Source organism: Halomonas sp. 3H (assembly GCF_024206005.1).
Classification (GTDB): Bacteria; Pseudomonadota; Gammaproteobacteria; order Pseudomonadales; family Halomonadaceae; genus Halomonas; species Halomonas campaniensis.
Genome location: NZ_CP100360.1, coordinates 62,467 through 88,688 on the forward strand (window position 1 = coordinate 62,467; position 26,222 = coordinate 88,688).

General features: G+C 67.2%; 26 protein-coding genes. 9 read left to right on the forward strand and 17 right to left on the reverse strand.

Translation table 11 applies throughout. From position 1 onward, the window contains the following. Positions 1-22 precede the first annotated feature (22 nt). The gene (locus NFC98_RS00280; protein WP_254276284.1) at positions 23-991 is read right to left on the reverse strand and encodes an MBL fold metallo-hydrolase; all 969 of its coding nucleotides are present in this window, start codon (positions 989-991) and stop codon (positions 23-25) included. 313 nt (positions 992-1,304) lie between these two features. Here NFC98_RS00280 and NFC98_RS00285 point away from each other — a divergent pair, with 313 nt between their 5' ends. From NFC98_RS00285 to NFC98_RS00315, 7 genes are all read left to right on the forward strand, one after another. Continuing rightward, on the forward strand, positions 1,305-1,859 hold the full coding sequence (locus NFC98_RS00285; RefSeq protein ID WP_254276285.1) for a TRAP transporter small permease: 555 nt from the start codon (positions 1,305-1,307) through the stop codon (positions 1,857-1,859). Continuing rightward, positions 1,852-3,147, forward strand: a complete 1,296-nt coding sequence (locus NFC98_RS00290; protein ID WP_254276286.1) for a TRAP transporter large permease — start codon at positions 1,852-1,854, stop codon at positions 3,145-3,147. Before NFC98_RS00285 ends, NFC98_RS00290 begins: the two co-directional genes overlap by 8 nt. Positions 3,148-3,183: 36 nt before the next feature. Next, positions 3,184-3,690: a MarR family winged helix-turn-helix transcriptional regulator gene (locus NFC98_RS00295; RefSeq protein ID WP_254276287.1), complete on the forward strand. Its 507-nt coding sequence runs from the start codon at positions 3,184-3,186 to the stop codon at positions 3,688-3,690. Between the two features lie 408 nt (positions 3,691-4,098). Beyond that, complete coding sequence (locus tag NFC98_RS00300) at positions 4,099-5,157, forward strand: TRAP transporter substrate-binding protein (protein ID WP_254276288.1); 1,059 nt, start codon at positions 4,099-4,101, stop codon at positions 5,155-5,157. Positions 5,158-5,190: 33 nt separating this feature from the next. Next, positions 5,191-5,745, forward strand: a complete 555-nt coding sequence (locus NFC98_RS00305; protein ID WP_254276289.1) for a TRAP transporter small permease — start codon at positions 5,191-5,193, stop codon at positions 5,743-5,745. Further along, positions 5,738-7,033 carry a TRAP transporter large permease gene (locus tag NFC98_RS00310; RefSeq protein ID WP_254276286.1) on the forward strand — a complete coding sequence of 432 codons (1,296 nt, stop codon included), beginning with the start codon at positions 5,738-5,740 and terminating at the stop codon, positions 7,031-7,033. Before NFC98_RS00305 ends, NFC98_RS00310 begins: the two co-directional genes overlap by 8 nt. Positions 7,034-7,213: 180 nt before the next feature. After that, complete coding sequence (locus tag NFC98_RS00315) at positions 7,214-7,618, forward strand: hypothetical protein (RefSeq protein ID WP_254276290.1); 405 nt, start codon at positions 7,214-7,216, stop codon at positions 7,616-7,618. Between the two features lie 129 nt (positions 7,619-7,747). Here NFC98_RS00315 and paaZ read toward each other — a convergent pair whose 3' ends face one another. The 12 genes from paaZ to paaF form a co-directional block, all read right to left on the reverse strand. Then, entirely contained in the window at positions 7,748-9,790 is a 2,043-nt protein-coding gene (gene paaZ / locus NFC98_RS00320) for a phenylacetic acid degradation bifunctional protein PaaZ (protein WP_254276291.1), read from the reverse strand. 112 nt (positions 9,791-9,902) lie between these two features. Then, positions 9,903-11,000 (reverse strand): 1,2-phenylacetyl-CoA epoxidase subunit PaaE, encoded by a 1,098-nt coding sequence (paaE, locus tag NFC98_RS00325; protein WP_254276292.1) that lies wholly within the window; start codon positions 10,998-11,000, stop codon positions 9,903-9,905. A gap of 8 nt (positions 11,001-11,008) precedes the next feature. After that, entirely contained in the window at positions 11,009-11,548 is a 540-nt protein-coding gene (gene paaD / locus NFC98_RS00330) for a 1,2-phenylacetyl-CoA epoxidase subunit PaaD (protein WP_254276293.1), read from the reverse strand. A 21-nt stretch (positions 11,549-11,569) separates the two neighbouring features. Next, a complete protein-coding gene (paaC, locus tag NFC98_RS00335) occupies positions 11,570-12,334 on the reverse strand; it encodes a 1,2-phenylacetyl-CoA epoxidase subunit PaaC (RefSeq protein ID WP_254276294.1) in 765 nt (254 codons plus the stop codon). Between the two features lie 19 nt (positions 12,335-12,353). Next, entirely contained in the window at positions 12,354-12,641 is a 288-nt protein-coding gene (paaB, locus tag NFC98_RS00340; RefSeq protein ID WP_183330839.1) for a 1,2-phenylacetyl-CoA epoxidase subunit PaaB, read from the reverse strand. 12 nt (positions 12,642-12,653) lie between these two features. Next, complete coding sequence (gene paaA / locus NFC98_RS00345; RefSeq protein WP_254276295.1) at positions 12,654-13,568, reverse strand: 1,2-phenylacetyl-CoA epoxidase subunit PaaA; 915 nt, start codon at positions 13,566-13,568, stop codon at positions 12,654-12,656. Positions 13,569-13,736: 168 nt separating this feature from the next. After that, complete coding sequence (paaK, locus tag NFC98_RS00350; RefSeq protein ID WP_254276296.1) at positions 13,737-15,050, reverse strand: phenylacetate--CoA ligase PaaK; 1,314 nt, start codon at positions 15,048-15,050, stop codon at positions 13,737-13,739. A 41-nt stretch (positions 15,051-15,091) separates the two neighbouring features. Then, positions 15,092-16,297, reverse strand: coding sequence for a 3-oxoadipyl-CoA thiolase (gene pcaF / locus NFC98_RS00355; RefSeq protein WP_254276297.1), 1,206 nt, complete (start codon positions 16,295-16,297; stop codon positions 15,092-15,094). Then, a complete protein-coding gene (paaI, locus tag NFC98_RS00360; protein ID WP_254276298.1) occupies positions 16,294-16,761 on the reverse strand; it encodes a hydroxyphenylacetyl-CoA thioesterase PaaI in 468 nt (155 codons plus the stop codon). The genes pcaF and paaI overlap by 4 nt, the downstream gene beginning before the upstream one ends. Further along, positions 16,754-18,283 (reverse strand): 3-hydroxyacyl-CoA dehydrogenase PaaH, encoded by a 1,530-nt coding sequence (gene paaH, locus NFC98_RS00365; RefSeq protein WP_254276299.1) that lies wholly within the window; start codon positions 18,281-18,283, stop codon positions 16,754-16,756. Before paaH ends, paaI begins: the two co-directional genes overlap by 8 nt. Positions 18,284-18,402: 119 nt before the next feature. Next, positions 18,403-19,194 (reverse strand): 2-(1,2-epoxy-1,2-dihydrophenyl)acetyl-CoA isomerase PaaG, encoded by a 792-nt coding sequence (paaG, locus tag NFC98_RS00370; RefSeq protein ID WP_254276300.1) that lies wholly within the window; start codon positions 19,192-19,194, stop codon positions 18,403-18,405. Between the two features lie 16 nt (positions 19,195-19,210). Further along, positions 19,211-19,984: a 2,3-dehydroadipyl-CoA hydratase PaaF gene (paaF, locus tag NFC98_RS00375; RefSeq protein WP_254276301.1), complete on the reverse strand. Its 774-nt coding sequence runs from the start codon at positions 19,982-19,984 to the stop codon at positions 19,211-19,213. Between the two features lie 396 nt (positions 19,985-20,380). Here paaF and paaN point away from each other — a divergent pair, with 396 nt between their 5' ends. Further along, entirely contained in the window at positions 20,381-22,057 is a 1,677-nt protein-coding gene (gene paaN, locus NFC98_RS00380) for a phenylacetic acid degradation protein PaaN (protein ID WP_254276302.1), read from the forward strand. A gap of 11 nt (positions 22,058-22,068) precedes the next feature. Continuing rightward, on the forward strand, positions 22,069-22,683 hold the full coding sequence (gene paaY, locus NFC98_RS00385) for a phenylacetic acid degradation protein PaaY (protein WP_254276303.1): 615 nt from the start codon (positions 22,069-22,071) through the stop codon (positions 22,681-22,683). Between the two features lie 117 nt (positions 22,684-22,800). Here the strand turns inward: paaY and paaX are convergent, their stop codons facing one another. The 4 genes from paaX to NFC98_RS00405 form a co-directional block, all read right to left on the reverse strand. After that, entirely contained in the window at positions 22,801-23,727 is a 927-nt protein-coding gene (gene paaX / locus NFC98_RS00390) for a phenylacetic acid degradation operon negative regulatory protein PaaX (protein WP_254276304.1), read from the reverse strand. 144 nt (positions 23,728-23,871) lie between these two features. Further along, positions 23,872-24,381, reverse strand: coding sequence for a DUF1566 domain-containing protein (locus tag NFC98_RS00395; RefSeq protein ID WP_254276305.1), 510 nt, complete (start codon positions 24,379-24,381; stop codon positions 23,872-23,874). Then, positions 24,378-25,220, reverse strand: a complete 843-nt coding sequence (locus NFC98_RS00400) for an IclR family transcriptional regulator (protein ID WP_254276306.1) — start codon at positions 25,218-25,220, stop codon at positions 24,378-24,380. The genes NFC98_RS00395 and NFC98_RS00400 overlap by 4 nt, the downstream gene beginning before the upstream one ends. 105 nt (positions 25,221-25,325) lie before the next feature. After that, positions 25,326-26,111, reverse strand: coding sequence for an enoyl-CoA hydratase (locus NFC98_RS00405; RefSeq protein WP_254276307.1), 786 nt, complete (start codon positions 26,109-26,111; stop codon positions 25,326-25,328). Positions 26,112-26,222: the final 111 nt, after the last annotated feature.

Genomic DNA, 26,222 nt, shown 5'->3' on the forward strand with positions numbered 1-26,222 from the left:
CGAACGTTGGGAATGCAGAGCGTTACTGGTTCTCGACCACTTCCTGCAGCGAGTGCCACATGGCGGTGTCGCGTTCGGCGGTCCAGATGCGTGGATCCGGGTACTCGCCGCCCGCCTCGTCGTAGCAGCGGGTGATGTCGAAGGGCACGCAGTGATCGAAGATCACCCAGTGGCCATACTTCGGCTTGAGCAGGGCGTAGGTCTCGGCGTAGCACTCGGAGAGGGACTTGCCGGCGGCCTTGCCCGCCTTGACGCTCTCGTACATGTCGGCGAGGAAGTCGCGGGTGCCCTGGATGGCCTCCTGGCACTTCTCGGGGGTCTGCAGGGCGTCGCCGCGGCCCGGCACCAGCTTCTGGGGGCTCATGGCCTGCAGGCGATCCAGGGTGGCGGGCCAGTACTCGTGGTAGGCGTCGCCGGTGTAGGGGGTGGCGCCATACTCCACCAGGTCGCCGGAGAACATCACCTTCTCCTCGGGCAGCCAGACGATGGTGTCGCCCTTGGTGTGGCCGCGGCCCAGGTGGATGATGCGCACCTCGCGCTTGCCCATGAACACCGTCAGCTCCTTCTGGAAGACGATGTTCGGCCAGGTCAGGCCGGGCACGGAGTCGACGCCCTGGAAGAGGCGCGGGAAGCGGCCGACCTCGGACTCGTAGTCCTGCTGGCCGCGCTCGACGATCAGGTCGTAGGTGTGCTGGCTGGCGATGATGTTCTCGGCGTCGTAGGCGGAGGCGCCCAGCACGCGCACGGCGTGGTAGTGGGTCAGCACCACGTGCTTGATCGGCAGGTCGGTGACCTCGCGGATCCGGCGGATCACGTCCTGGGCCATGATTGGGGTGGCCTGGGTATCGATCACCATCACGCTGTCATCGCCGATCACGATGCCGGTATTGGGGTCGCCCTCGGCGGTATAGGCATAGAGGCCCTCGGCCAGCTTGGTGAAGCTGACCTGCTTCTCTTCGGTATCGGCGTGGGACGCGAACTTCTTGCTCATGGATCCTCCGGTGTCGTCGGGGTCGTCACGCGCTGGCGACGCGCTGCTGTTGTAAGGATGAGATGCTTGTCTGGACGAGCTTTGTGGGGCGAGCATAGTTGCTATTGAAACTATATGTCCAGCTTGCTGTGTGATTCATCGCCGACCGTGTAGCCGGGAGACCGCAAAATTCTGCTGCAGATCAACGTTTTTCCTGGATTTTTCGACCTAAGTCTAAGTGCCTCATGTTGCAAACTAGTTGCACAGGAGACTGTCAGCCGGCAAGGTGGCGACCATAACAATCACCCGTGACGATCAGGAGCGAACCCGACCCATGTCGACTTCAGCACTCCTCTGGCCACGCGTCGGCCGGGGTCTGCAGCTGACGCTGGAGGGGGTGGCCGGTGCCACCCTCTTCGGCATGATGCTGCTGACCACGGCAGACGTGACCGGCCGCTACTTCTTCAACTCCCCGATCCTCGGTGCCGTGGAGCTGACCCAGCTGATGCTGGCGGCGCTGGTGTTCCTGTCGCTGCCGGTGGTGTGCTGGCGCCAGGAGCACATCAGCGTGGACCTGCTCGATGCGATCTTTCCTGCCCGGCTGATCTGGGTGCGGGAGGTGCTGGTCAACCTGCTGGTGACGGCGGCGCTGTGGGTGATGGCGCGGCGCGTCTGGGCGCTGGCCGAGCGCGCCTTCGAGTGGGGCGACGTGACCGAATTCCTGCGCATCCCGTACGGCTACCTGATCGGACTGATCGCGATCATGCTCGCGCTCTCCGCGCTGCTGACCCTGGCGCGGGCGGTGCTCTACCTGCTGGAAGGGGTCAGGGTGATCCCGCAGGGCGGCCCGCTGAGTCCCTCTGCAGAACGGGGAGGGCCCCATGACTGAGGCACTCTACGGCTTTGCCGCGCTGCTGGTGCTGGTGTTCCTGCGGGTGCCGCTGGCGTTCGCCATGGGCATCGTGGGCTTCGTGGGCTTCTACTACCTGACCGGCAACTGGAACGCCGCCGAGGCGATGGCCGCGCGGCGGGTGGTGGACACCGCCATGGACTACGGGCTGTCGGTGATCCCGCTGTTCATCCTGATGGGCAACTTCGTCTCCCATGCGGGGCTGTCGGATGCGCTGTTCCGGGCCTCCAACGGCTTCCTGGGGCACCGCAAGGGCGGCCAGGCGATGGCCACCATCGTCGCCTGCGGCGGCTTCAGCGCCATCTGCGGCTCGAGCCTGGCCACCTGCGCCACCATGGGGCGCGTGGCCATGCCGCAGATGCGCAAGTACGGCTACAAGGACTCGCTGGCCGCGGCCTCGATCGCCGCCGGCGGCACCCTGGGCATCCTGATCCCGCCGAGCGTGATGCTGGTGATCTACGGCATCCTCACCGAGACCAGCATCCGCGAGCTGTTCGCCGCGGGCTTCATTCCCGGCATCCTGGGGATCTTCCTCTACCTGGGGGCGGTGAAGTGGGTGCTGTGGCGCGACCCCGAGGCAGGCCCGGCGGCGGAGAAGGTGCCGTGGCCGGAGCGGCTCAATGCGCTGAAGAGCGTGGGCAGCACCCTGGCGCTGTTCGTGCTGGTGATCGGCGGCATCTACCTGGGGGTGTTCACGCCCACCGAGGCGGCCGGCATCGGCGCCATGGGCGCCTTCCTGATCGCCCTGATGCGCCGGGCGCTGAATCCCAGGGTGCTGATGGCGGTGCTGATGGACACGGTGCGGACCACGGCGATGCTGTTCGCGGTGGTGCTGACGGCGCTGATCTTCGCCAACTTCGTCAACCGGGCCGGGCTGCCCAATGATCTGCTGGCGCTGGTCAACGGGCTGAACGTGGCGCCCTTCGTGGTGATCCTGACGATCATCGCCATCTACGTGGTGCTGGGCTGCGTGTTCGAGAGCATGTCGATGCTGCTGCTGACGGTGCCGGTGTTCTTCCCGGTGGTGGCGGGACTGGGCTACGACCTGGTGTGGTTCGGCATCCTGGTGGTGATCGTGATCGAGATCAGCCTGATCACGCCGCCGGTGGGGATGAACGTCTTCGTGCTGCGGGCGGTGCTGCCGGACGTTTCCACGGGGACGATCTTCCGCGGCGTGACGCCGTTCTGGGTGGCCGGTACGATACGGGCGCTGCTGGTGCTGGTATTCCCGGCGATCGTGCTGTTCCTGCCCCAGCTGCTCTATTGAGGGCCGCCCGAGGGAAGGCCGCCGAGGAGAATTGCGATGAATATGGAGGAATCCGGGCTCGATGCCAGGCACCCGGGCGGTGAGGGGGCGGCGTCGGCCCCCCGGGCGGAGCTGGACCTCAACCAGTTCCTGCCCTATCGGCTCAACCGCCTGGCGGACCAGATCAGCCAGTCCCTGGCCGAGCTCTATGCCGAGCGCTACCAGCTCAACGTGGCCCAGTGGCGGGTGCTGGCCTGGCTCAGCCACTGCGACGACCTGACGGCGAAGAAGGTCTGCGCCTACACGAACATGGACAAGGCGCGGGTCTCGCGGGCGATCCAGGCCCTGGAGGAGCGCGGCCTGATCTCCCGCACCCCCTCCCCGCAGGATCAGCGGCAGCACGACCTGCACCTCACCGCGGCGGGACAGGCGCTGCTGGCCGAGCTGGTGCCCGAGGCCCAGGCCTGGGAGGCCGAGCTGGTGGCCACCCTGAGTGCCGGTGAGTATCGCGACCTGCTCAACGTGATGCGCAAGCTCGAGCGCCAGCTCGAGCGTATCGGCTGAGGCGCCTTTCTCTTCCTGCCGGGGCCTTCCTGACGACGCTCCTCGCGGCCGTTGCCCGAGCGGCCGGTGGGAACATGTTGCCGGTTTTTTGTTTGCAGGCTATGTAGCGTAACGCAAAATGTCATCTGTCATGGGAGGCGTGTGCAGTCTCGCCGCCTGCCCATACTCCACTTGCCTTCCTTAATCCATTGATTTAGATATTCTTTATCCGGATGCGACTTAAGTTGTATTAGCTATTGGTCGTGATGGCGTTGCGTTCATGGGCGTGGCAAGGGCATTGTATGCCCGAACGTGTTTCCTGGATTAGCGAGTATAAGAAGATTGATGTATCGCATTGATCGCCCCGGAAACCGTTCCCTGCCACCCGACGATACCGCCAGCCGCCCGCGACGACGGAGGAACTGAACAATGAACAAGACAACAGGCCTGATGCTCGGCACCCTGACAGCCGCCATCATGAGCACGTCCGCCCTGGCCCAGACCACCATCACGGTCAGCACTTGGGCCGGCCCCAACCACGGCATCAACACCATGGTCTGGCCGACCTGGAAATCCTGGATCGAGGAGGCCACCGAGGGTCGCGTGACCGTCGAGGTGGTGCACGACATGGGGCCGCCCGCCTCCCAGATGGAGATGGTGGCCGACGGCATCGCCGATGCCACCTGGGTCTTCCACGGCTACAACACCGGCCGCTTCGAGCTGACCAAGCTTCCCGAATTCCCCACCTTCGAGGACTTCTCCTCCGAGAATGCCTCCGCCGCCTACTGGCGCACCCATCTGGAGCACCTGGAGCAGGCCGGCGAGCACCGCGGCGTCGACGTGGTGGCGGCCGGCGTGCACGGCCCGGGCTGGATCTTCAGCAGCGAGCAGTACGAGACCCTCGACGACATGAAGGGCAAGCGCATCCGCGTCGGCGGCGGCGTGATGGGTGACCTCTCCAACGCCCTGGAGCTGACCGGCGTGGCCCTGCCGCCCACCGGCGTCTACGAGGCGGGCTCCCAGGGGGTCATCGACGGCGCGATGCTGGTGCCCGAGGGGCTGCGCAGCTTCCGCGTGGCCGAGATCTTCCCCTACACCCTCAAGGTGGATGGCGGCTTCTATCGCGGCAGCTTCACCATCGTGGTCAACCCGATGATCTGGGACCAGATGTCGGCAGAGGACCGCGAGGCGGTCGAGTCCGTCTCCGGCGAGCGCCTGTCGCGCCTGTTCGGCTACATGATGGACGTCTCCGACGTGCGCGGTGTCGACTTCGCCGAGGAGCAGGGCCACACCTTCACCGAGCTCGGCGACGACGACCTCGAGACCCTGCGCGGGATCAGCGATGAAATGATCGAGGCGTGGGCCGAGTCGGTCTCCGCGAGCCGCGATGTCGATGCCATGGCCGCCATCGAGTTCTTCCGCGAGCAGCTCGCCGCTGCCGCCGAGGAAGAGAGCGTGGGTGACCTGGTGCCCGACGACTACAAGTAAGTCCCCCCGTCGCCACACGGAGGGCGACCGACCATGCATTCCCCGACGACCCGCGCCGCGCGCGTCGGCCGGGGTCTGCAGCTGACGCTGGAGGGGGTGGCCGGTGCCACCCTCTTCGGCATGATGCTGCTGACCACGGCAGACGTGACCGGCCGCTACTTCTTCAACTCCCCGATCCTCGGTGCCGTGGAGCTGACCCAGCTGATGCTGGCGGCGCTGGTGTTCCTGTCGCTGCCGGTGGTGTGCTGGCGCCAGGAGCACATCAGCGTGGACCTGCTCGATGCGATCTTTCCTGCCCGGCTGATCTGGGTGCGGGAGGTGCTGGTCAACCTGCTGGTGACGGCGGCGCTGTGGGTGATGGCGCGGCGCGTCTGGGCGCTGGCCGAGCGCGCCTTCGAGTGGGGCGACGTGACCGAATTCCTGCGCATCCCGTACGGCTACCTGATCGGACTGATCGCGATCATGCTCGCGCTCTCCGCGCTGCTGACCCTGGCGCGGGCGGTGCTCTACCTGCTGGAAGGGGTCAGGGTGATCCCGCAGGGCGGCCCGCTGAGTCCCTCTGCAGAACGGGGAGGGCCCCATGACTGAGGCACTCTACGGCTTTGCCGCGCTGCTGGTGCTGGTGTTCCTGCGGGTGCCGCTGGCGTTCGCCATGGGCATCGTGGGCTTCGTGGGCTTCTACTACCTGACCGGCAACTGGAACGCCGCCGAGGCGATGGCCGCGCGGCGGGTGGTGGACACCGCCATGGACTACGGGCTGTCGGTGATCCCGCTGTTCATCCTGATGGGCAACTTCGTCTCCCATGCGGGGCTGTCGGATGCGCTGTTCCGGGCCTCCAACGGCTTCCTGGGGCACCGCAAGGGCGGCCAGGCGATGGCCACCATCGTCGCCTGCGGCGGCTTCAGCGCCATCTGCGGCTCGAGCCTGGCCACCTGCGCCACCATGGGGCGCGTGGCCATGCCGCAGATGCGCAAGTACGGCTACAAGGACTCGCTGGCCGCGGCCTCGATCGCCGCCGGCGGCACCCTGGGCATCCTGATCCCGCCGAGCGTGATGCTGGTGATCTACGGCATCCTCACCGAGACCAGCATCCGCGAGCTGTTCGCCGCGGGCTTCATTCCCGGCATCCTGGGGATCTTCCTCTACCTGGGGGCGGTGAAGTGGGTGCTGTGGCGCGACCCCGAGGCAGGCCCGGCGGCGGAGAAGGTGCCGTGGCCGGAGCGGCTCAATGCGCTGAAGAGCGTGGGCAGCACCCTGGCGCTGTTCGTGCTGGTGATCGGCGGCATCTACCTGGGGGTGTTCACGCCCACCGAGGCGGCCGGCATCGGCGCCATGGGCGCCTTCCTGATCGCCCTGATGCGCCGGGCGCTGAATCCCAGGGTGCTGATGGCGGTGCTGATGGACACGGTGCGGACCACGGCGATGCTGTTCGCGGTGGTGCTGACGGCGCTGATCTTCGCCAACTTCGTCAACCGGGCCGGGCTGCCCAATGATCTGCTGGCGCTGGTCAACGGGCTGAACGTGGCGCCCTTCGTGGTGATCCTGACGATCATCGCCATCTACGTGGTGCTGGGCTGCGTGTTCGAGAGCATGTCGATGCTGCTGCTGACGGTGCCGGTGTTCTTCCCGGTGGTGGCGGGACTGGGCTACGACCTGGTGTGGTTCGGCATCCTGGTGGTGATCGTGATCGAGATCAGCCTGATCACGCCGCCGGTGGGGATGAACGTCTTCGTGCTGCGGGCGGTGCTGCCGGACGTTTCCACGGGGACGATCTTCCGCGGCGTGACGCCGTTCTGGGTGGCCGGTACGATACGGGCGCTGCTGGTGCTGGTATTCCCGGCGATCGTGCTGTTCCTGCCCCAGCTGCTCTATTGAGGGCCGCCCGTGGCGCCGGGCTTGGCAGCGCGCGGCCACATAAGTGACACCATATATAGATTTAAAATTTTTAAAGTGTATCAAGAAGCCCCCCGGTTTGACCTCGGTCAACCCGGGGGCTTCTTCTTTACACTAAGCTGACAGCATGCCATGAAGTGATACCAGAGAAAGGAGAGCGTTATGGAGAGGCTGTCAGATTATATTCAGGGCGAGCGGGTCGTTCGCGAGCTGCGCCGCCACGCCCCCGAGGCACTCGAGCAACTGGCCCGGGACCTGGAGCAGCCGCTCAGTCCGCCGCTGGAGAAGGCGGTGGCGCGCAGCCTCGACGATCACCGGGTGGCCGACTTCCGGTCCTCCGAAGTGCTGATGCCGGCGATGATGACCACCTTCGCGGTGGACCCGGCGGCCATCGCCGAGGAGGAGCTGGCCGGACTGGAGGCAACCTGCAACCGCTGCTCCGAGGTGGGCCGCTGCTGGCAGGCGATGCGCGCCTTCTCCGAGGCCGAGGCGTGCCGCGGGTTCTGCCCCAACGCCGAGGCCTTCATGGGCCGCGGGGACCGGGAGGCCGAACCGGCGACGGCATAAGACGCAGGAGGCCGCACCCAGCCTCTCTCGGCTGGGCGCGGTCGTCGTATGTAGGGGAGTCGTCGGATGGAATGCGAAGGCCGGGGCCGCGGCCCCGGCAGGTGGTTTGGCAGGGAGGGCGCGTCGCGGTTATTGGCGCTTCGCCACCAGTGTCAGGATGTCATAGCTGGCCACCAGCTCGTCGTGCTGGTTGGTGACCGCCACGTCCCACATGACCACGCCCTGGGGGTGTCCCTCGGGGGAGGTGCGGCCCTGGTCGATCTTGCGCTTGCAGGTGAGGCGCGCTCGGATGGTGTCGCCGATGGCTACCGGGGTGATGAATCGCAGGGTGTCGAGGCCGTAGTTGGCCAGGACGGGGCCCTCACCCGGGTAGACGAACAGGCCGGCGGCGGCGGAGAGCACGAAGTAGCCGTGGGCGATGCGCTGGCCGAACTGGGTCTCCTTGGCGGCGATCTCGTCGAAGTGCATGTAGAAGTGGTCGCCGGAGAGGCAACCGAAGTTGACGATGTCGGCTTCGGTGACGGTGCGGCGGTGGGTCAGCAGGGACTCGCCCACCTGCAGGTCGTCGAAGTGACGACGGAAAGGGTGGACATCGTTCTCGATCACCCGGGCGCCACGCACGTATTCACGGGTCACCGCGGCGACCATGGTGGGCGAGCCCTGGATGGCGGTGCGCTGCAGGTAGTGATGCACCGCGCGAATGCCGCCGAGCTCTTCACCGCCGCCGGCGCGACCGGGGCCGCCATGCTTGAGCATCGGCAGCGGAGAGCCGTGTCCGGTGGACTCCCGGGACGCTTCGGCATCGAGGATATGCAGGCGACCATGCTGCGCGGCCAGCACCGGGATCATCTCGGCGGCGATGGCCGGGTCCCTGGTGGTCAGGGTGGTGACCAGGCTGCCCTTGCCCTTGGCGGCGAGGGCCAGGGCCTCGTCGATGCCATGGTAGGGCATCAGGGTCGCCACCGGGCCGAAGGCCTCGATGTCGTGGGCGCCGCCATCGTTCAGCGGGTTGCGGTTCACCAGCAGGTGGGGGGCGATATAGGCGCCGTTCTCCACGCCTTCCCCCACGGGCTCGAGGCCCTCGGTACGGCCATAGACGCATTCGCTGGTGGCCAGCAGGCGTTCGATGGCGTCCGTGACGTCCCTCAGCTGGTCCCGGGAGGCGAGCGCGCCCATGCGCACGCCCTCCTCGGCCGGATTGCCGAAGGTGATCTTGTCCAGGCGCTCCGTGAGGCGCTCGACCAGGGCATCCAGCCGCTCGGCCGGCACCAGCACGCGACGGATGGCGGTACACTTCTGGCCGGCCTTGGCGGTCATCTCCTTCACCACTTCCCTGGCGAAGATATCGAACTCGTCGTCATCCGGCGTGACGTCCGGGGCCATGATGGCGCTGTTGAGGGAGTCCGCCTCGGCATTGAAGGGGATGCTCTTCGCCATGAGGTTGGGGTGGCTCTTGAGCTTCAGGGCGGTGCTGGCAGAGCCGGTGAAGGTGACGAAGTCCTGCTCTTCCAGCCGGTCCAGCAGGTCGCCGGTGCCGCCGATGATCAGCTGCAGGGCCCCCTCGGGCAGCAGGCCGGCATCGTTGATGACGCGCACGGCGGCTTCCGTGAGGTAGCTGGTGGCGGTCGCCGGCTTGACGATGCAGGGCATGCCCGCCAGGAAGGCCGGGGCGAACTTCTCAAGCATCCCCCAGATGGGGAAGTTGAAGGCGTTGATGTGCACGGAAACACCACGGCGGGGCACCAGGATATGGGTGCCGTTGAAGTGGTTATCCTTGCCCAGCTGGGTTACGGGCCCTTCATGGGCCACGTTGCCGGAGGGCAGCTCCTTGCGGCCGGTGGAGGCGTAGGTGAACAGGGTGCCGAAGCCGCCGTCGATGTCGATCCAGGAGTCGGCCTTGGTGCAGCCGGTATGATGAGAGATCGCGTAGAGCTCATCCTTGCGGCTCTGGATGTAGATGGCCAGTTCCTTGAGGATGGCGGCCCGCTGCTGGAAGTCCAGCGCCAGGAGGTTCTTCACGCCGATGCGGCGGGCATAGTCGACCGCCTGGGCGAAGTCGATGGATTCCTCATGGGTATGGGCAACGGTATCGCCGTTGACGGCGCTGGGCAGCGCCCTGGCGGGCGTTTCGCCCAGCCACTGGCCGGCAATGAAACTCTGAAGGACGGACATCACGTGTTCTCCCAGTGAAAGGTGTGGGCCGGTGACTCACGTCGGTGAGTCACCCTGACTAGAGCGGGGCGCAATGGGGGCGCATCGAGAGGGGCGGGTGGCTCGGCCAGACTCAGCGCCGATCGAAATCGAGGGTCACTTCATCGGAAAGGGGGTGAGCCTGACAGCTCAGCACATAGCCCGCTTCGATCTCATGCTTTTCCAGGCCGTGGGTCACGTCCATATCCACTTCGCCGACGACCAGCTTGCACTTGCAGGTGGAGCAGACGCCCGCCTTGCAGGAGTAGGGAAGGTCCATGCCGTTGGCAATGCCTGCGTCCAGGATGTTCTCGCCCACCGTGGCCAGGTCGAACATCACCGAGCGGCCATCGGCGACCACGGTGACCTTGCTGGTCTTCTCCTCACCGTATTCCGCGATGCGCTGCTGTGCCTTCTCTAGCATCTTCTTGGAGTCTGCCGCGGAGTTGGCGAAGAGTTCGTAATGGATCTGCTCATTGCTCAGACCCTCGAGGCGGAAGCCATGGGAGACTTCAGCCATCATGGCCTCGGGGCCGCAGATAAAGGCCTCGTCGGTATTCCTGATATCGATCAGGCCGCTCTTCTGCAGGGCATAGCCTTTCCTGTTGTCGATGATGCCGTTAAGAAGGTCCGCTCCCTGGTCCTCGTAGTTCATGATGTTGATCCACTGGAAGCGGTCCAGGTGGCGGTTCTTCACGAAGCTCAGCTCATCCTTGAACATGACCGAGTTGCTGCGGCGGTTGCCGTAGATCAGCGTCACCCTGCTCTCGGGCTCCATGTCGAGCACCGACTTGATGATGGACAGGATCGGTGTGATGCCGGAACCCGCGGCGATGCACATGTAGCGCTTGGCGTTCTCGGGATCTAGCGGGGTGTGGAAGTTCCCCTGGGGCGGCATGACATCGATCTCCATGCCGCGCTTGAAATGGTCGTTGGCGAAGTTGGAGAACACCCCGTTCTTGACGCGCTTTATCCCGACTCTCATGTGCCCGTCATTGACGCCGGAGCAGATGGAGTAGGAGCGACGCACCTCCTCTCCCTCGATTCGGGTCCGAAGCGTCAGGAACTGGCCCTGAATGAAGTTGAAGGTTTCCTTCAGCTCATCGGGAACATCGAAGGTCACGCGGATGGCGGTATCTGTTTCCGGCTGGACGTCGGCGATTCTCAACGTATAGAAGTTCGTGTCAGACATCACGTAGCCTATATTTTCTTGAAATAATCGAAGGTCTCCCTGCATGCCTGGCACTGGAACAGTGCCTTGCAGGCAGTGGAGCCGAATTCGCTGAGGAGTCGTGTATCACTCGAGCCACAGTGCGGGCACAGTGCATGGGCGTCCGGTGTCAGGCCGTCCTCGGTGGCATCGGCATCTTCCGGGGGGGCGACGCCATAGTGGCGCAGTTTTCGACGCCCTTCCGGCGACATCCATTCGGAACTCCAGGCCGGTGATAGCTGAACCTTGACTTCATGGCTGCTGTAGCCTTTTGCGCTCAGGGCAGCCGCAATATCTTCGGTAATGGTATCCATTGCCGGGCAGCCGGAATAGGTCGGTGTGATGGTCACGATAATGTGTTCACCCCGACGCTCGATATCACGCAGGATCCCGAGATCCCAGATGCTCAACACCGGTATTTCAGGATCCTTGACCTCATCGAGCAGATCCCAGATCGCCTTGACCTCGGACGCGTCACGCTGTCTTAGCCGGTGATAATGTTCTTCCGGCATCAATGAAATTGCACTCATGATCGGGCACCCGTTACGCGGTTACCACTGGCAGCCAGGGTAGGAGCGGTGTACGAATTGCATTTCTGTCAGCAGGTGGCCCAGGTTCTCGGTGTGATAGCCGATGCGCCCACCGCGCACTGCCCAGCCATCTTCCGGCACGCTCAGGGTCGCTTCCGTGAGGATGCTGCTGACCTGCCGGTGCCACTCGTCACGCAGCCTGGTGGTGTCGACGGCAATGCCGCTGTCGGCCAGCAGTCGCTCGGTCTCGTCCATCTCGAACATCTCGTGGGTGTATCCCCACAGGCTGTCCACCGCGGCCTGGGTGCGTCGGTGACTCTCTTCGGTGCCATCGCCCAGACGCAGCACCCAGTCCCGGCTTCGGCGCAGGTGATAGCGGCTCTCCTTGATCGCCTTGGCGGCGATGGCGGCCAGGGTACCGTCTCTGGACTCGGCGAGCTGGGGCAGCAGCAGGTTGTAGTAGACATCGATGAACAGCTGCCGCACCTGGGAGTAGGCAAAGTCTCCTCTCGGCATCTCCATCAGCAGCAGGTTGTGGTACTGACGGTCGTCGCGCATATAGGCGAAATCGTCCTCGGTGCGTCCATCGTTGGCCAGCTCCGACGCATAGCCATAAAACATGCGGGCGCGACCGATATAGTCCAGCGCCACGTTGGCATAGGCGATGTCTTCCTCCAGGAAGGGGCCGCGACTGACCCATTCGGAGATTCGGTGACCGAGGACGTTGGCGTCATCGCCCAGGCGAACCGCATATTCGAGGGTGGCATCCTTGAGGGTATCACTCATTACGTAGTCTCCTGAGCGGCTACATGTTGTTGACGGCATCGGGGAGTTCGTAATAAGTCGCGTGCCGATAGGGTTTGTCATCGTTGGGATCGAAAAAGTCTTCCGCGTCGTCCTCCTGTGAGGCGCAGATGTCGCTTGACTTGACCACCCAGATGCTCACGCCTTCGCTGCGACGTGTATAGACATCTCGGGCATACTCCAGCGCCTGTTCGTGGTCTTCGGAGTGCAGGCTGCCGACATGCTTGTGGTCGAGCCCGCGCTTGGAGCGGATAAAGACCTCAAAGAGTTCCAGGGCGTTGTCTTGCATGACGATAACTCCTCAGGCGGCTTCGGTGTGCTTGGCTTGTTTCTTGGCATTGTAGGCAGCCAGCGCTTCACGCACCCAGGCGCCTTCCTGGTGCGCCTTGATATGATGCTCCAGGCGCTGACGGTTGCAGTGACCGTTACCCGCGATCACGTTATGGAACTCCTCCCAGTCGATCTCGCCGCTGTCGTAGTGGCCGCGTTCCTCGTTCCACTTCAGGTCCTTGTCGGGGTGCTCGAGCCCCAGGAATTCGATCTGTGACGCGGTCTGGTCGATGAACTTCTGGCGAAGGTCATCGTTGGTCTCGCGCTTGATCTTCCACTCCATGGACTTGGCGGAGTGCGCAGACTCGGAGTCGTGGGGACCGAACATCATCAGCGCGGGCCAGTAGAAACGGTTCAGGGCATCCTGAGCCATGGCCTTCTGTTCGGGACTGCCGTTGACCAGGCTCAGCATGATGTCGTAGCCCTGACGCTGGTGGAAACTCTCTTCCTTGCAGATGCGAATCATGCCGCGAGAGTAGGGGCCATAGGAGGTGCGCTGCAGGGAGACCTGGTTGACGATGGCCGCGCCATCCACCAGCCAGCCGATCGCCCCCATGTCGGCCCAGGTCAGGGCCGGGTAGTTGAAGATGGAGGCGTACTTGGCCCGGCCGCTCTGCAGTGCCTCGATCATCTCGTCGCGGGAGATCCCCAGGGTCTCCGCCGCGCTGTAGAGGTAGAGCCCGTGACCCGCCTCATCCTGGATCTTCGACAGCAGGATCGCCTTGCGGCGCAGGGAGGGGGCCCGGGTGAGGAAGTTGCCCTCCGGCTGCATCCCGATGACTTCGGAATGCGCATGCTGGGAAATCTGGCGTATCAGGTTCTTGCGGTACTTCTCGGGCATCCAGTCCTTGGGCTCGATCTTCTCTTCAGCCTTGATCTTGTCCATAAACTGCTGTTCTTGAAGAGATAGCTGCTGTTCGGAGGACATCGTGACACTCTCCATTGTTGGGGTTGAGCCTGTGCTGCTCGAGCTGTCAGCTCAGCATAGCAGATAGACCGTAAAAGCGACACGCTAAACAAGATCCAAAAGTTTAATCTGTGTCGCAATTGTCGATCAGCGCAGGTCCTTGACGCGCCTGGCCTTGCCGACGGAGCGCATGACCTCCTCCACGCCGCAGACATCGACCTGGGTGCTGATGCCCACGTAGGTCTTGATGGCGTGCTGCAGGTGCTTGCCCAGCTGCTCGCAGGTCACCGGGTCGCGGGCCACATCGTTGCTGCACGCTTCGACGCGTACCCGGACCATGTCCATGTTGCCCTGGCGGGTGACCTCGATCTCGTAGTGGGGGGAGAGCTGCTCGATCTTGAGCAGCTGCTCCTCGATCTGGGTCGGGAAGACGTTGACCCCGCGGATGATCAGCATGTCGTCGCTGCGGCCGGTGATCTTGTCGATGCGGCGCATGGGGCGTGCAGTGCCCGGCAGCAGGCGGGTGAGGTCGCGGGTGCGGTAGCGGATCACCGGGAGTGCCTCCTTGGTGAGGGTGGTGAAGACCAGCTCGCCATACTCGCCGTCCGGCAGCACCTCGCCGGTGACCGGGTCGATGATCTCGGGGTAGAAATGATCCTCCCAGATGGTCGGGCCATCCTTGGTCTCCAGGCACTCCATGCCTACCCCCGGCCCCATCACCTCGGAGAGGCCGTAGATGTCCAGGGCGTCGATGCCCAGGCGCCGCTCCAGCGCCAGGCGCATGTCGTTGGTCCAGGGCTCGGCGCCGAAGATGCCGGCGCGCAGCGGCAGCTGGTGAGGGTCGATGCCCTGGCGCTCCATCTCGTCGGCGATGTTGAGCATGTAGGAGGGGGTGACCATGATGATGTCCGGCTGGAAGTCGCGGATCAGCTGGACCTGCTTCTCGGTCTGGCCGCCGGACATCGGGATCACCGCGCAGCCCAGGCGCTCGGCGCCGTAGTGGGCGCCGAGCCCGCCGGTGAAGAGGCCGTAGCCGTAGGCCACATGCACCTTGTCGTTGCGGGTGCCTCCGGCGGCGCGAATGGAGCGGGCCACCACATCCGCCCAGATGTCGATGTCACGCTGGGTGTAGCCCACCACGGTGGGCTGGCCGGTGGTGCCGCTGGACGCGTGGACCCGCACGATCTCGCTCATCGGCGTGGCGAACATGCCGAAGGGGTAGTGATCGCGCAGGTCCGCCTTGGTGGTGAAGGGGAGCTTGCCCAGGTCTTCGAGGCTCTTGACATCCTCGGGGTGCACGCCGGCGCGGTCGAAGGAGTCGCGATAGAAGGGCACGTTGTCGTAGGCGTGCTTGAGGCTCCACTGCAGGCGCTTCACCTGGGTGGCACGCAGCTCGTCGAGGCTGGCGGTCTCCAGGGGGTCGAGGCTGGCGGTGTCGATACGCTTCACGGTCTGGTTCATCGGGAATCTCCGGTCGCAGGGGAATGTTGTTGTGCGCTGTCTCAGAGGCGCTCGATGATCAGGGCGATGCCCTGACCCACGCCGATGCACATGGTGCACAGCGCGTAGCGTCCCTGCCGGCGTTCCAGTTCATGCAGGGCGGTGGTCACCAGGCGGGCGCCGCTCATGCCCAGCGGGTGGCCCAGGGCGATGGCGCCGCCGTTGGGGTTGACGTGCTCGGCGTCGTCGGGAAGGCCAAGGTCGCGGGTCACGGCCAGCGCCTGGGCGGCGAAGGCCTCGTTGAGCTCGATCACGTCCATCTGGTCGAGGGTCAGGCCGGTCTGCTCGAGCACCTTGCGGCTGGCCGGGGCCGGGCCGAAGCCCATGATGCGCGGCTCGACGCCGGCGGTGGCCATGCCGATCACCCGGGCGCGTGCCCGGAGGCCGAAGCGCTCGGCGGCTTCCGGCGAGGCGAGCAGCAGGGCGCAGGCGCCGTCGTTGACCCCGGAGGCGTTGCCGGCGGTGACGCTGCCGCCCTCGCGGAAGGGGGTGGGCAACTTGGCCAGCTGCTCCAGGGTGGTGGAGGCACGGGGGTGCTCGTCGGTATCGACCACCTGCGGCGCCTGCTTGCGGCGCGGCACCTCGACGGGCACGATCTCCTCGGCCAGGCGGCCCGCCTCCATGGCGGCGGCGGTGCGCTGCTGGCTGCGCAGGGCGAAGGCGTCCTGGTCTTCCCGGGAGATGTTGAACTGCTCGGCGACGTTCTCGGCGGTCTCCGGCATGGAGTCGATGCCGAACTGCGCCTTCATCTGGCGATTGACGAAGCGCCAGCCGATGGTGGTGTCGAAGACCTCGGCGCTGCGCGAGAAGGCCTGCTCGGCCTTGCCCATCACGAAGGGCGCCCGGGACATGGACTCGACGCCGCCGGCGATCATCAGCCCCGCCTCGCCCGCCTTGATGGCGCGGGCGGCGTTGCCGATGGCGTCCATGCCGGAACCGCACAGGCGGTTGAGGGTAGTGCCGGGCACCTCCACCGGCAGGCCGGCCAGCAGCGCCGACATGCGGGCCACGTTGCGGTTGTCCTCGCCGGCCTGGTTGGCGCAGCCGTAGAAGATGTCGTCGACCCGGGCCCACTCCACCGAGGGGTTGCGCGCCATCAGGGCGCGCAGGGGCACGGCACCCAGGTCGTCGGGACGTACCGGGGAGAGGGCGCCGCCGTAGCGGCCGATGGGGGTGCGGATGGCGTCGATGATCAGGGCGTCTTTCATGCTTGGCTCTCTGCGGCGGTCTCTTCCAGGCGGCGAACGGTGCCGCGGATCTTGTAGGAGCGGCCGCGGAACAGGGCGACCTCATCGCCGTGCTGGTTGCGCACGGTGATGTCGTAGATGCCGGTGCGGCCGCGGCGGCTGCGCTCCTCGGCGGTGGCGGTGAGCACGTCGCCCAGCTGGCCCGGGCCCAGGTAGTCGATGCTGCAGCCCGACGCCACGGTGGCCTCGTCATAGCTGTTGCAGGCGAAGGCGAAGGCGGAGTCCGCCAGGGTGAAGATGAAGCCGCCGTGGCAGTTGCCGTGGCCCTGCACCATCTCCTCGCGCACGGTCATGGTCAGCACGGCGCGCCCCGGGGCCACGCTCTCGATGCGCATGCCCAGGCCCCGGCTGGCGTTGTCACGGGAGAACATGGCGTCGGCGCAGGCCTCGGCCAGCTGCTGGGGGCTCAGATCGCGATCAGTCATGGAAGGTCTCCTCGGCCAGGGCCTTGCGGCGCAGCAGGAAGGAAGCGCGGTAGCGCTCCTCGCCATAGCTCTGCTGCAGGTGGGTCAGGGTGCGATGGACGAAGGCCAGGCCCAGCGCATCGGCCCAGGCCAGCGGCCCGCGCGGGTAGTTGACGCCGGCCTGCATGGCGAGATCGCCGTCCCGGGTGCTGCACACGCCCTGGAGCACCGCGTCGGCGGCCTCGTTGGCCAGCATGGCCACGGTGCGCAGCACCGCGAGGCCAGGGGTATCGGTGAGCCAGGCGACGTCCAGGCCCAGGCGCTGGAAGAGCGCGCTGGCCTGCTCGCGGGCCTCGGCGTCGACGCCGGGACTCGCCGCCAGGGCGATGGCGCTGGCGGCCTCGTAGTCCAGGCAGAGATCGAACAGCACCAGGGCCTCGAGGCCCTCGTCCCGGGCACGCTCGGCGGCGCAGCGACCGTCGCTCAGCGCGAGCGTCAGGCCGCCCAGGCGCAGGCGCGCCTCGCCGGAGACGCTCTCGCGACGCACCACCTCGACACCGGCGGCCTCGGCGCGGGCCACCAGCGGCGCGATGGCGCCGAGCTGGCCCTCGGCCACCAGCGGCGGCACCTCGGCCTCGATGGCGGGGGCGAAGTCGGGCGCGACGGAGGTGGCATTGTCACGATAGTCATAGAAGCCCTGGCCGCTCTTGCGACCCAGGCGGCCGGCCTCCACCAGCGCCTGCTGCACCAGGGAGGGCTCGAAGCGGGTGTCACCGTAGTAGGCGTCGAACACCGAGCGGGTCACGGCGTAGTTGACGTCGTGGCCGATCAGGTCCATCAGCTCGAAGGGCCCCATGCGGAAGCCGCCGGCCTGGCGCAAGAGGGCGTCCAGGGTGGCGGGGGCGGCGGCGCCCTCCTGCATCAGGCGCAGCCCCTCGGCGTAGAAGGGGCGGGCGACCCGGTTGACGATGAAGCCCGGCGTGGAGCTGGCGTGGACCGGCACCTTGCCCCAGGCCGCGGCGGTGGCATGGAGGGTCTCGGCGACCTCGGCATCGGTGGCCAGGCCCGAGATCACCTCGACCAGCTTCATCACCGGCGCGGGGTTGAAGAAGTGCAGGCCGGCCACGCGCTCGGGGCGCTCGAAGCCCGCGGCGATGGAGGTGATGGAGAGCGAGGAGGTGTTGCTGGCCAGCAGGGTGTCGGGGCCACAGAGGGCCTCCAGCTCGGCGAAGACGCCGCGCTTGACCTCCAGGTTCTCGACGATGGCCTCTACCACCAGGCGGCTGTCGGCCAGCTCGGCCAGGGTGGCGGCCGGGGTCATCCGCGCGATGATGGCGTCGACCTCTGCCTGGGCCATCTTGCCCCGGGCCACGCGCTTCTCGAGCTGGCGGCGCACGCCGTCGATGCCGGCCTGGGCGGCGCCGTCACGGTTGTCGTAGAGGCGCACCGGGTGGCCGGCCTGGGCCGCCACCTGGGCGATGCCGGCGCCCATGGCGCCGGCGCCGATCACAGCGATGATGTCGCGGGTTGCGAGGGCGGGCATCTCACTCCCCCTTGAAGCTGGGCTGGCGTTTTTCCATGAAGGCGCTGACGCCCTCGCGGTCTTGTTTCGGGCGGCGGTGCCCGGCGCCGGTCGCGAGGCAGGATTCGTAGGTGGGCATCTCACTCCCCCTTGAAACTGGGCTGGCGTTTCTCCATGAAGGCGGCGACGCCCTCGCGGTAGTCGGCGGTGCGGCCGGCCAGGCGCTGCAGGTCGCGCTCCAGATCGAGCTGGGCGTCGAAGTCGTTGTCGGCGCTGGCGTGCAGGGCGCGCTTGATCAGCGCCAGGCCGCGGGTCGGCTGGGTGGCCAGGTGGCGGGCCAGGGTGAGCGCCTCGTCCTGCAGGCCCTCGTCGTCCACCACCTTCCAGATCATGCCCCACTGCTCGGCCTGCTCGGCGCTGAGCTTGTCGCCCAGCATGGCCAGCCCCTTGGCGCGGGCCATGCCCACCAGGCGCGGCAGGCTCCAGGTGCCGCCGGAGTCCGGCACCAGGCCGATCCGGCAGAAGGCCTGGATGAAGCTGGCGGAGCGGGCCGCCAGCACGATGTCGCAGGCCAGGGCGATGTTGGCACCGGCGCCGGCGGCCACCCCATTCACCGCACAGACGGTGGGGAAGGGCAGGTCGCGCAGGGCGCGCAGCATGGGGTTGTAGCGCTTCTCGAGGGACTCGCCGAGATCCGGCGCCTCGGCGCCGGGGGCCACGTTGCGGTCGGAGAGGTCCTGGCCGGCGCAGAAGCCGCGGCCGTTGCCGGTGAGCAGCAGGGCGCGCACGCTGCTGTCCTGGCGCACGGCCTTGAGGGCCTGGCGCATCTCGGCGTGCAGCTCGGCGTTGAAGCTGTTGAGGCTGTCGGGGCGGTTCAGCGTGAGGCGGGCGACGCCGTCTTCCACGGTGTAGAGCAGGGGCGCTTCACTCATGATCGATTTCCTGTGTTCAGTGGCCGCTGAAGGTGGCGGGGCGTTTTTCCTGGAAGGCGCGGATGCCCTCCTCGCGGTCTTCGGTACCGGCCAGCAGCGTGAAGGCGTGGCGCTCGAAGCGCAGGCCGGTGGCCAGGTCGGTGTCCTCGGCCTTATGCAGCGCCTCCCGGGCCAGGCGCACGGCCAGCGGCGCCTTGGTGGCGATGGTCTCGGCGATGGCGATGGCGCGCTCCACGGTCAGCTCGGGCTGGGTGATTTCGCTGACCAGGCCCGCCTCCCGGGCGCGGCGGGCGGAGATCGGCTCGCCGGTGAGCACCATCTGGGTGGCCAGCGCCTTGCCCACGGCGCGCACCAGGCGCTGGGTGCCGCCGGCGCCGGGCATGATGCCCAGGTTGATCTCGGGCTGGCCGAAGCGGGCGTCCTCGCCGGCGATCAGGATGTCGGCGTGCATGGCGAGCTCGCAGCCGCCCCCCAGGCAGAAGCCGTTGACGGCGGCGACGATGGGCTTGCCGAAGCGGGCGATGGTGGCCCAGTGGCGCTGGCGGGGGTCCTCAAGGATGCCCACCAGGTCGCGCTCGGCCATCTCCTTGATGTCGGCGCCGGCGGCGAAGGCGCGCTGGCTGCCGGTGATCACCACGGCGCGCACTTCGGGGTCCTGCTCGGCGGTGGTGAGTGTCTCGGCCAGCTCCCCCAGCAGGGCGGTGTTGAGGGCGTTAAGCGCCTCGGGGCGATGCAGGGTGATGCGCAGCACCCCTCTCTGCGGCTCCTCGACGATCAGGTGATTCGGCATGGTGTCCTCGTCTTCGGCACGGGGTAGGCACGGCAAGGGCCCGCGGTCAGTGCGGGTGAGCCTGGGTCGAGTATAGGTTTTTTTTGATACGCATCAAATCGAATGGATTCGCCATGATGTATCGTTTATGCCGAAAGTCCTTAGGATTCGGCTTGTTTTTCAGGAGGTTGTGACGGCAAATCGCCCGCCCGTGAGGCGAGGTTATACCATGGTCGAAACCCGCCGATGGTGACGCGGTAATATACACTAACTATTTGATATTAATAAAACTTTATGGCTTGTCCCGAGCGCCCGGGAGCGGGCGTTGCGAGTCGGGGTTTGATGTTTTGTTACGCTATGGATAGTCTTTCTATCAATATCGTATCGAATACAGCCTCCCGCTGCGCAGGAGCCGGAATGTCACGACAAGCCCAGCAGTTGTTCGACCGTCACCGCGAGACCCTCGACCAGGCCGTCGAGGCCATTACCGCCCGCGGTTTCTGGAGCCCCTATCCCGAGAACATCAGGAAGTATCCGGAGGAGGCGGTGAAGGGGGCCTCCCGGCGCTTCGAGGCCCTGCTCAGGCGGCCCTTCCCCCTCAAGGTGCCGGCGGTGGCCGGCCAGGTGGGTGCCGAGGTCTCTCCCTACGGCTTCGAGCTGGGCGTGACCTATGACCAGCCCGAGCAGGGCGCGCTGATCGCGGCGATGCAGGCGGCGATGCCCGCCTGGCGCGACGCCGGCGCCGAGGCCCGGGTGGGGGTCTGCCTGGAGATCCTGGCGCGCCTGAACGCCATGAGCCCGGACATCGCCCAGGCGGTGACCCACACCAGCGGCCAGGCGCCGATGATGGCCTTCCAGGCCGGCGGCCCCCACGCCCAGGACCGCGGCCTCGAGGCCGTGACCTACGCCTGGCAGGCGATGTCCCGGGTGCCGGCCACGGCCAGGTGGGTGAAGCCCCAGGGCAAGCATGACCCCCTGGTGCTCGACAAGCGCTACCACATCGTGCCCCGCGGTATCTCCCTAGTGGTGGCCTGTTCCACCTTCCCCACCTGGAACACTTACCCGGGCCTGTTCGCCAGCCTGGCCACCGGCAACCCGGTGATCCTCAAGCCGCACCCGGCCGCCATCCTGCCGGTGGCCATGACCGCCCGGGTCGCCCAGGAGGTACTCGAGGAGGCCGGTTTCGACCCCTGCCTGGTCAGCCTGGTGCCGGATACCGCCGAGGCCCCGGTGACCAAGACGCTGGCTCTGGAGCCGGCCGTGAAGCTGATTGACTTCACCGGCTCCAACGCCTTCGGCGAGTGGCTCGAGCAGAACGCCACCCAGGCCCAGGTCTTCACCGAGAAGGCCGGCATCAACACCGTGATCATCGACAGCGTCGAGCAGATCAAGCCGGTGGCCCAGAACCTGGCCTTCGCCCTGAGCCTCTACGCCGGCCAGATGTGCACCACCCCCCAGGCGATCTACGTGCCGAAGGAGGGCATCAGGACCGCCGAGGGCCGGCTCTCCTTCGACGAGGTGGCCGGCGCCCTGGCCAGGGCCGTCGAGACGTTCCTCTCCGACAACGACCGTGCCTGCGCCGTGCTGGGGGCCATCCAGTCGCCCGCCACCGCCGCCCGCATCGACGCGTGCCGCGGCCTGGGCGAGGTGCTGCTGGACAGCGAGCCCCGCGAGCACGCCCAGTTCCCCCGGGCGCGCATCCACACCCCGCTGCTGCTCAAGGTGGATGCCAGCCAGCGCGACGCCTTCGGCGAGGAGCGCTTCGGCCCGATCAGCTTCGTGATCGCCACCGACAGCACCGCCCACAGCATCCGGCTCGCCCGCGAGGTGATCGGCGAGAAGGGGGCCATCACCCTGGGTGCCTACACCACCGACGAGGCCGTGGCCGAGCAGTTCGAGCAGCTGGCCATGGCGGTGGCGGCCCCGCTGTCGCTGAATCTGGACGGCGGCGTCTTCGTCAACCAGTCCGCCGCCTTCAGCGACTTCCACGCCACCGGCGGCAACCCGGCGGCCAACGCTTCCCTGTGCGACCAGGCCTTCGTGGCCCGTCGCTTCGTGGTGGTGCAGAGCCGTCGCCACGGCCAGCCTGACTGAGGAGACACGAGATGCCCTGCTATCGACTCGAGGGGGTCACCCCGGTGGTGCACCCCACCGCCTATGTACACCCCACCGCGGTGCTGATCGGTGACGTCATCGTCGGCCCGGGCTGCTACGTAGGCCCCGGCGCGGTGATGCGCGGGGACTTCGGCCAGCTGGTGCTGGAGGAGGGAGCCAACCTCCAGGACACCTGCGTGATGCACGGCTTCCCCGGCTGCGTCACCCGGGTGGAGAAGGATGGCCATATCGGCCATGGCGCGGTGCTGCACGGCTGCGTGGTGGGCCAGGACGCCATGGTGGGCATGAACGCCGTGGTGATGGACAACGCCGTGATCGGCGCCCGCTCCATCGTCGCCGCGGCGGCCTTCGTCAAGACCGGTTTCGAGTGCCCGCCCCAGTCCCTGGTGATGGGCGCGCCGGCTGCGGTCAAGCGCGAGCTCTCCGACCAGGAGGTGGCCTGGAAGCAGCAGGGCACCCGCGAGTACCAGCGCCTGACCGAGCGCTGCCGCGACAGCCTGGAGCCCTGCGAGCCGCTGGCCGAGCTGGAGGCCGACCGGCCGAGGTTGAACGCCGGCGATACCCAGCCCAAGCAGCAGACCCTGGGCCAGCAGAACCGGTCATGAGGTGACGGGACACGCCGGCGTTGCCGGCGGTGACAACGCAAGCGCCCCCTGCCATGAGCCATGGCAGGGGGCGTTCTCGTGTGGGGTCGGCCGGGCGCAGGCGCCGGCCAAAAGGCCCTACTCCAGCCCGCCGAAGCGCCGGTAGAAGCTGGGGCCGGGGGCGGGCAGCGGGCCCTCGGCGGTCTCCAGGTGGCGGTCGAGCCAGTTCTCCGCGCGGCGGTAGATCATGCGGTAGATGTTGCGGCACAGCTGGTGGGCGTTGCGCCCCTCCCAGGCGGTGGGCAGGAGCTCGTCGGGCAGCTGGGGGTCGCGCAGCTGCACCCGGCGATACTCGTGGATCAGCAGGGTGCGGGCGATGAAGCAGGCCTCCTCGTCGAGGTGGTTCTCCTCGTTGAGCGCCTTCCACAGCGGGCGGAACAGGGTCAGGAAGCGCTGGTAGTGCTCGGCCAGCTCGTCGAGGTTCCAGCTCTCGCGCACCTGCAGGCGCAGCGGCTTGCTGGCCAGGGGTTCCAGGGCCTCGGTCTGCAGCACGATGGCCTCGTCGGCGGCGCCCAGCTCCTGGAGGGCGGCCATGGCCTCGCTGCGGCCGAGCATGGGGTGGGCGAGCAGGCCCGGGGCGAAGTGGCCGAAGCCCAGCCACTCGAGCTCGTCGCGCACCTTCTGGCGGCGGGTGCTGTCCAGCTGGCTCAGCAGCACCAGGGTCCACTGGCCCGACCAGGGCGCCTGGGCGCCGTGGTAGACGCGCTTGAAGGCCTGCTCGAAGCGGCGTCGCCCCGGCCCGCTCAGGCTGTAGTAGCTGCGCCGGCCGACCTTTTCCCCCTGCAGCCAGGTCTCCCGGGTCAGGCGGTAGACCGAGGTGCGCACCAGCCGTTCGTTGATGCCGATCGGCTCCACCAGCTTCGACAGGCTGCCCAGCCAGACGGTGCCGCCGCGGGGCACGATGGCATCGCCGTAGACGGTGATGATCAGCGAGCCGGCGCGGATCGGGCGGCGCTGCTGGAAGTCATCGATGAGGGCGGAGACGCATTCGGTGGCGGATGACATGATACGAACCGGTTCCCTCTCTACAGGAGTTGCGAAGGGCCCTCGCCTCGAGGGCGTCCGGGCCATGGCAGCCGAATGTTACGGTTGCCCAGGATTTTACCACAGGAAACGTATCAGGTTGCCTCGTGCCATCGGAGGAGGCGCTCAGGGCGTGCGGCAGGTGGGGGAAGGCGCCTCGACGTCATGATCCATCACCAGCCTGAGGTAGAAGCTGCCGCCCATGTTGCAGCGGGTCCTGCCCGCCCCGGCGAAGTCCACGAAGCAGTCCTGCTGGGAGTGACCGCCGGCGCTGGCGTCGGTCCAGTACCAGCCGGCCGGGGTGTCCGGAAAGGCGACGGTATCGATCGCCTTTCCGTGCTCGGCGGGGTTCGGCTGGCGCAGCGCGTTCAGCTCGTGGAAGCGGGGGAGCCGCCAGGGGCACGCCCGGCTGTGCCGGGCCCTGGCCTCGGCTCGGGCCTCCAGGAAGGTCATCCGAGTGGCTGTCCCCTGGCAGCGTTCGTCGGCAAAGGCCTGCCCCTTGCTGCAGCGCTGCCATACCAGTGACTGCGCCGCGTCGATGACCCGATCTCCCTGCGGGAGCAGGTCGCCCTGGGCCGTGGCGGTGAGCAACACCGCCCCGGCCAGCAGGGGCAGCCGGCAGGCGAGACGCGTCATGGCCCCGGGGAGGCGGGCGGTTCCGGCACCCGCCCGCCCAGCAGGGCGGTGATCTCGGTGGCGGTGGTGCGCACCAGTTCGCCGAGTTCGGGGAGCCGCGACTCGGGGATGCGTGCCTTGGGCCCCGAGACCGAGATGGCGGCCAGCGGGATGCCGTGCTCGTCGTGGATGCAGGCGGCCACGCACTGCAGGCCGATGGCGTGCTCCTCGCGGTCGCAGGCGAAGCCCTGGCGACGGATCTCGGCCATTCCCTCGCGCAGGGTCTCCGGCGTGTGCAGGGTGTTCTCGGTGACCCGGGCGAGGCCCTGCTCGGCGAGGATGCGCTCGAACTCGTCGTCCGGCAGCCAGGCCATCAGCGCCTTGCCCACCCCGGAGGCATGCAGCGGGGCGCGGGAGCCCAGCCGGGTGATCATGCGCATCATCTGCGACGATTCGCTCTGGGCGAGGAACACCGCCGTGCCGCCGTCGCGGATGCCCAGGTTGGCGGTCTCGCCGGTCAGGGCGGTGAGGCGGCGCAGGAAGGGGCGGCTGGTGGCCACGAAGTCGCGGGCCTCGAGGAAGCTGTTGCCGATGCGGAAGGTCTTGACGTCGATCTTCCAGACGCCGAGCTCGCTGTCCTGGGTAACGAAGCCCTGGCTCTGCAGTGCCTGCAGCAGGCGATGGGTCGTCGAGGGCGCCAGGTCGGCCTGCTCGGCCACCTCGGAGAGCGCCAGGCCCCCGGGGCTGGCGGCCAGGCGCTCGAGCAGGTTAAGCCCGCGCACCAGTGACTGGCTGTGGCCGCTGGCCGACTTCCCTGATCCGGCGGGGCGGCCCGCCGTCCTGCGCTTGACTTCACTCACCCGGTCTCTCCTCGTGCCGCGTTGGTACGCCAGCGGACAGGATACCGTGTCGCCACGGCCCTGTCTCGGTTGCGGAAATGGCTTCCATTGCCCGTGGCAGGCGCCTCAGCGGTCCCGCCATTGCGGGGCACGCTTCTCGATGAAGGCGTCGATGCCCTCGCCGGCGTCCTCGGCCATCATATTGCAGGCCATCACCTCGCCGGCGAAGGCGTAGGCCTCGTCCAGCGGCATCTGCAGCTGGCGCTGGAACATCGCCTTGCCGGTGCGCACCGCCACCGCGCTCTTGGCGCAGATGCTGGTGGTGAGCTCGGCCACGGCGGCGTCGAGGGCCTCGTCGTCGGCAATCCGGTTGACCAGTCCCCAGTCGCGGGCGGTCTCGGCGTCGATGAACTCGCCGGTGAAGAGCAGCTCCATGGCGCGCTTGCGGGCCACATTGCGCGACAGCGCCACCGCCGGGGTAGAGCAGAACAGCCCGGCGTTGATACCGGAGACGGCGAACCGCGCCGAGCGCGCGGCCACCGCCAGGTCGCAGCTGGCCACCAGCTGGCAGCCGGCGGCGGTGGCCAGCCCCTGGACCCGGGCGATGACCGGTACCGGCAGCTCGACGATGGCCTGCATCACCGCGCCGCAGCGGGCGAACAGGGTCTGGTAGTAGGCCTTGTCGGGGTTGTCGCGCATCTGCTTGAGGTCGTGGCCGGCGCAGAAGGCTCGCCCCTCGGCGGCGATCACCACGCAGCGAACGCCGCCGTCGTCGGCCAGCCGTGCCAGCTCGTCCTGCAGGGCCTCCAGCATCTCCTCGGAGAGGGCGTTGAAGCTTCCGGGGCGGTTGAGGGTCAGGGTGGTCACGCCGTCGTGGTCCTGGCGCAGCACGGGGGCGGTCGGGTCGGTCATCGGTCTCTCCGGTCGGTTCGGCAGACGTCAGCCTAGCGCCTGTGGCGGCGCTGTCGTGCGGGGTGCGACCAAAGGAGGGGAGGCGTGCCGATTGGGCCGGGGAGGTCCGGA

What these genes read in the sequence shown, in the direction of transcription:
- NFC98_RS00280 (WP_254276284.1), bottom strand. Translation starts at nt 991, where the DNA reads ATGAGCAAGAAGTTCGCGTCCCACGCCGATACCGAAGAGAAGCAGGTC.
- NFC98_RS00285 (WP_254276285.1), top strand. Translation starts at nt 1,305, where the DNA reads ATGTCGACTTCAGCACTCCTCTGGCCACGCGTCGGCCGGGGTCTGCAG.
- NFC98_RS00290 (WP_254276286.1), top strand. Translation starts at nt 1,852, where the DNA reads ATGACTGAGGCACTCTACGGCTTTGCCGCGCTGCTGGTGCTGGTGTTC.
- NFC98_RS00295 (WP_254276287.1), top strand. Translation starts at nt 3,184, where the DNA reads ATGAATATGGAGGAATCCGGGCTCGATGCCAGGCACCCGGGCGGTGAG.
- NFC98_RS00300 (WP_254276288.1), top strand. Translation starts at nt 4,099, where the DNA reads ATGAACAAGACAACAGGCCTGATGCTCGGCACCCTGACAGCCGCCATC.
- NFC98_RS00305 (WP_254276289.1), top strand. Translation starts at nt 5,191, where the DNA reads ATGCATTCCCCGACGACCCGCGCCGCGCGCGTCGGCCGGGGTCTGCAG.
- NFC98_RS00310 (WP_254276286.1), top strand. Translation starts at nt 5,738, where the DNA reads ATGACTGAGGCACTCTACGGCTTTGCCGCGCTGCTGGTGCTGGTGTTC.
- NFC98_RS00315 (WP_254276290.1), top strand. Translation starts at nt 7,214, where the DNA reads ATGGAGAGGCTGTCAGATTATATTCAGGGCGAGCGGGTCGTTCGCGAG.
- paaZ (WP_254276291.1), bottom strand. Translation starts at nt 9,790, where the DNA reads ATGTCCGTCCTTCAGAGTTTCATTGCCGGCCAGTGGCTGGGCGAAACG.
- paaE (WP_254276292.1), bottom strand. Translation starts at nt 11,000, where the DNA reads ATGTCTGACACGAACTTCTATACGTTGAGAATCGCCGACGTCCAGCCG.
- paaD (WP_254276293.1), bottom strand. Translation starts at nt 11,548, where the DNA reads ATGAGTGCAATTTCATTGATGCCGGAAGAACATTATCACCGGCTAAGA.
- paaC (WP_254276294.1), bottom strand. Translation starts at nt 12,334, where the DNA reads ATGAGTGATACCCTCAAGGATGCCACCCTCGAATATGCGGTTCGCCTG.
- paaB (WP_183330839.1), bottom strand. Translation starts at nt 12,641, where the DNA reads ATGCAAGACAACGCCCTGGAACTCTTTGAGGTCTTTATCCGCTCCAAG.
- paaA (WP_254276295.1), bottom strand. Translation starts at nt 13,568, where the DNA reads ATGGACAAGATCAAGGCTGAAGAGAAGATCGAGCCCAAGGACTGGATG.
- paaK (WP_254276296.1), bottom strand. Translation starts at nt 15,050, where the DNA reads ATGAACCAGACCGTGAAGCGTATCGACACCGCCAGCCTCGACCCCCTG.
- pcaF (WP_254276297.1), bottom strand. Translation starts at nt 16,297, where the DNA reads ATGAAAGACGCCCTGATCATCGACGCCATCCGCACCCCCATCGGCCGC.
- paaI (WP_254276298.1), bottom strand. Translation starts at nt 16,761, where the DNA reads ATGACTGATCGCGATCTGAGCCCCCAGCAGCTGGCCGAGGCCTGCGCC.
- paaH (WP_254276299.1), bottom strand. Translation starts at nt 18,283, where the DNA reads ATGCCCGCCCTCGCAACCCGCGACATCATCGCTGTGATCGGCGCCGGC.
- paaG (WP_254276300.1), bottom strand. Translation starts at nt 19,194, where the DNA reads ATGAGTGAAGCGCCCCTGCTCTACACCGTGGAAGACGGCGTCGCCCGC.
- paaF (WP_254276301.1), bottom strand. Translation starts at nt 19,984, where the DNA reads ATGCCGAATCACCTGATCGTCGAGGAGCCGCAGAGAGGGGTGCTGCGC.
- paaN (WP_254276302.1), top strand. Translation starts at nt 20,381, where the DNA reads ATGTCACGACAAGCCCAGCAGTTGTTCGACCGTCACCGCGAGACCCTC.
- paaY (WP_254276303.1), top strand. Translation starts at nt 22,069, where the DNA reads ATGCCCTGCTATCGACTCGAGGGGGTCACCCCGGTGGTGCACCCCACC.
- paaX (WP_254276304.1), bottom strand. Translation starts at nt 23,727, where the DNA reads ATGTCATCCGCCACCGAATGCGTCTCCGCCCTCATCGATGACTTCCAG.
- NFC98_RS00395 (WP_254276305.1), bottom strand. Translation starts at nt 24,381, where the DNA reads ATGACGCGTCTCGCCTGCCGGCTGCCCCTGCTGGCCGGGGCGGTGTTG.
- NFC98_RS00405 (WP_254276307.1), bottom strand. Translation starts at nt 26,111, where the DNA reads ATGACCGACCCGACCGCCCCCGTGCTGCGCCAGGACCACGACGGCGTG.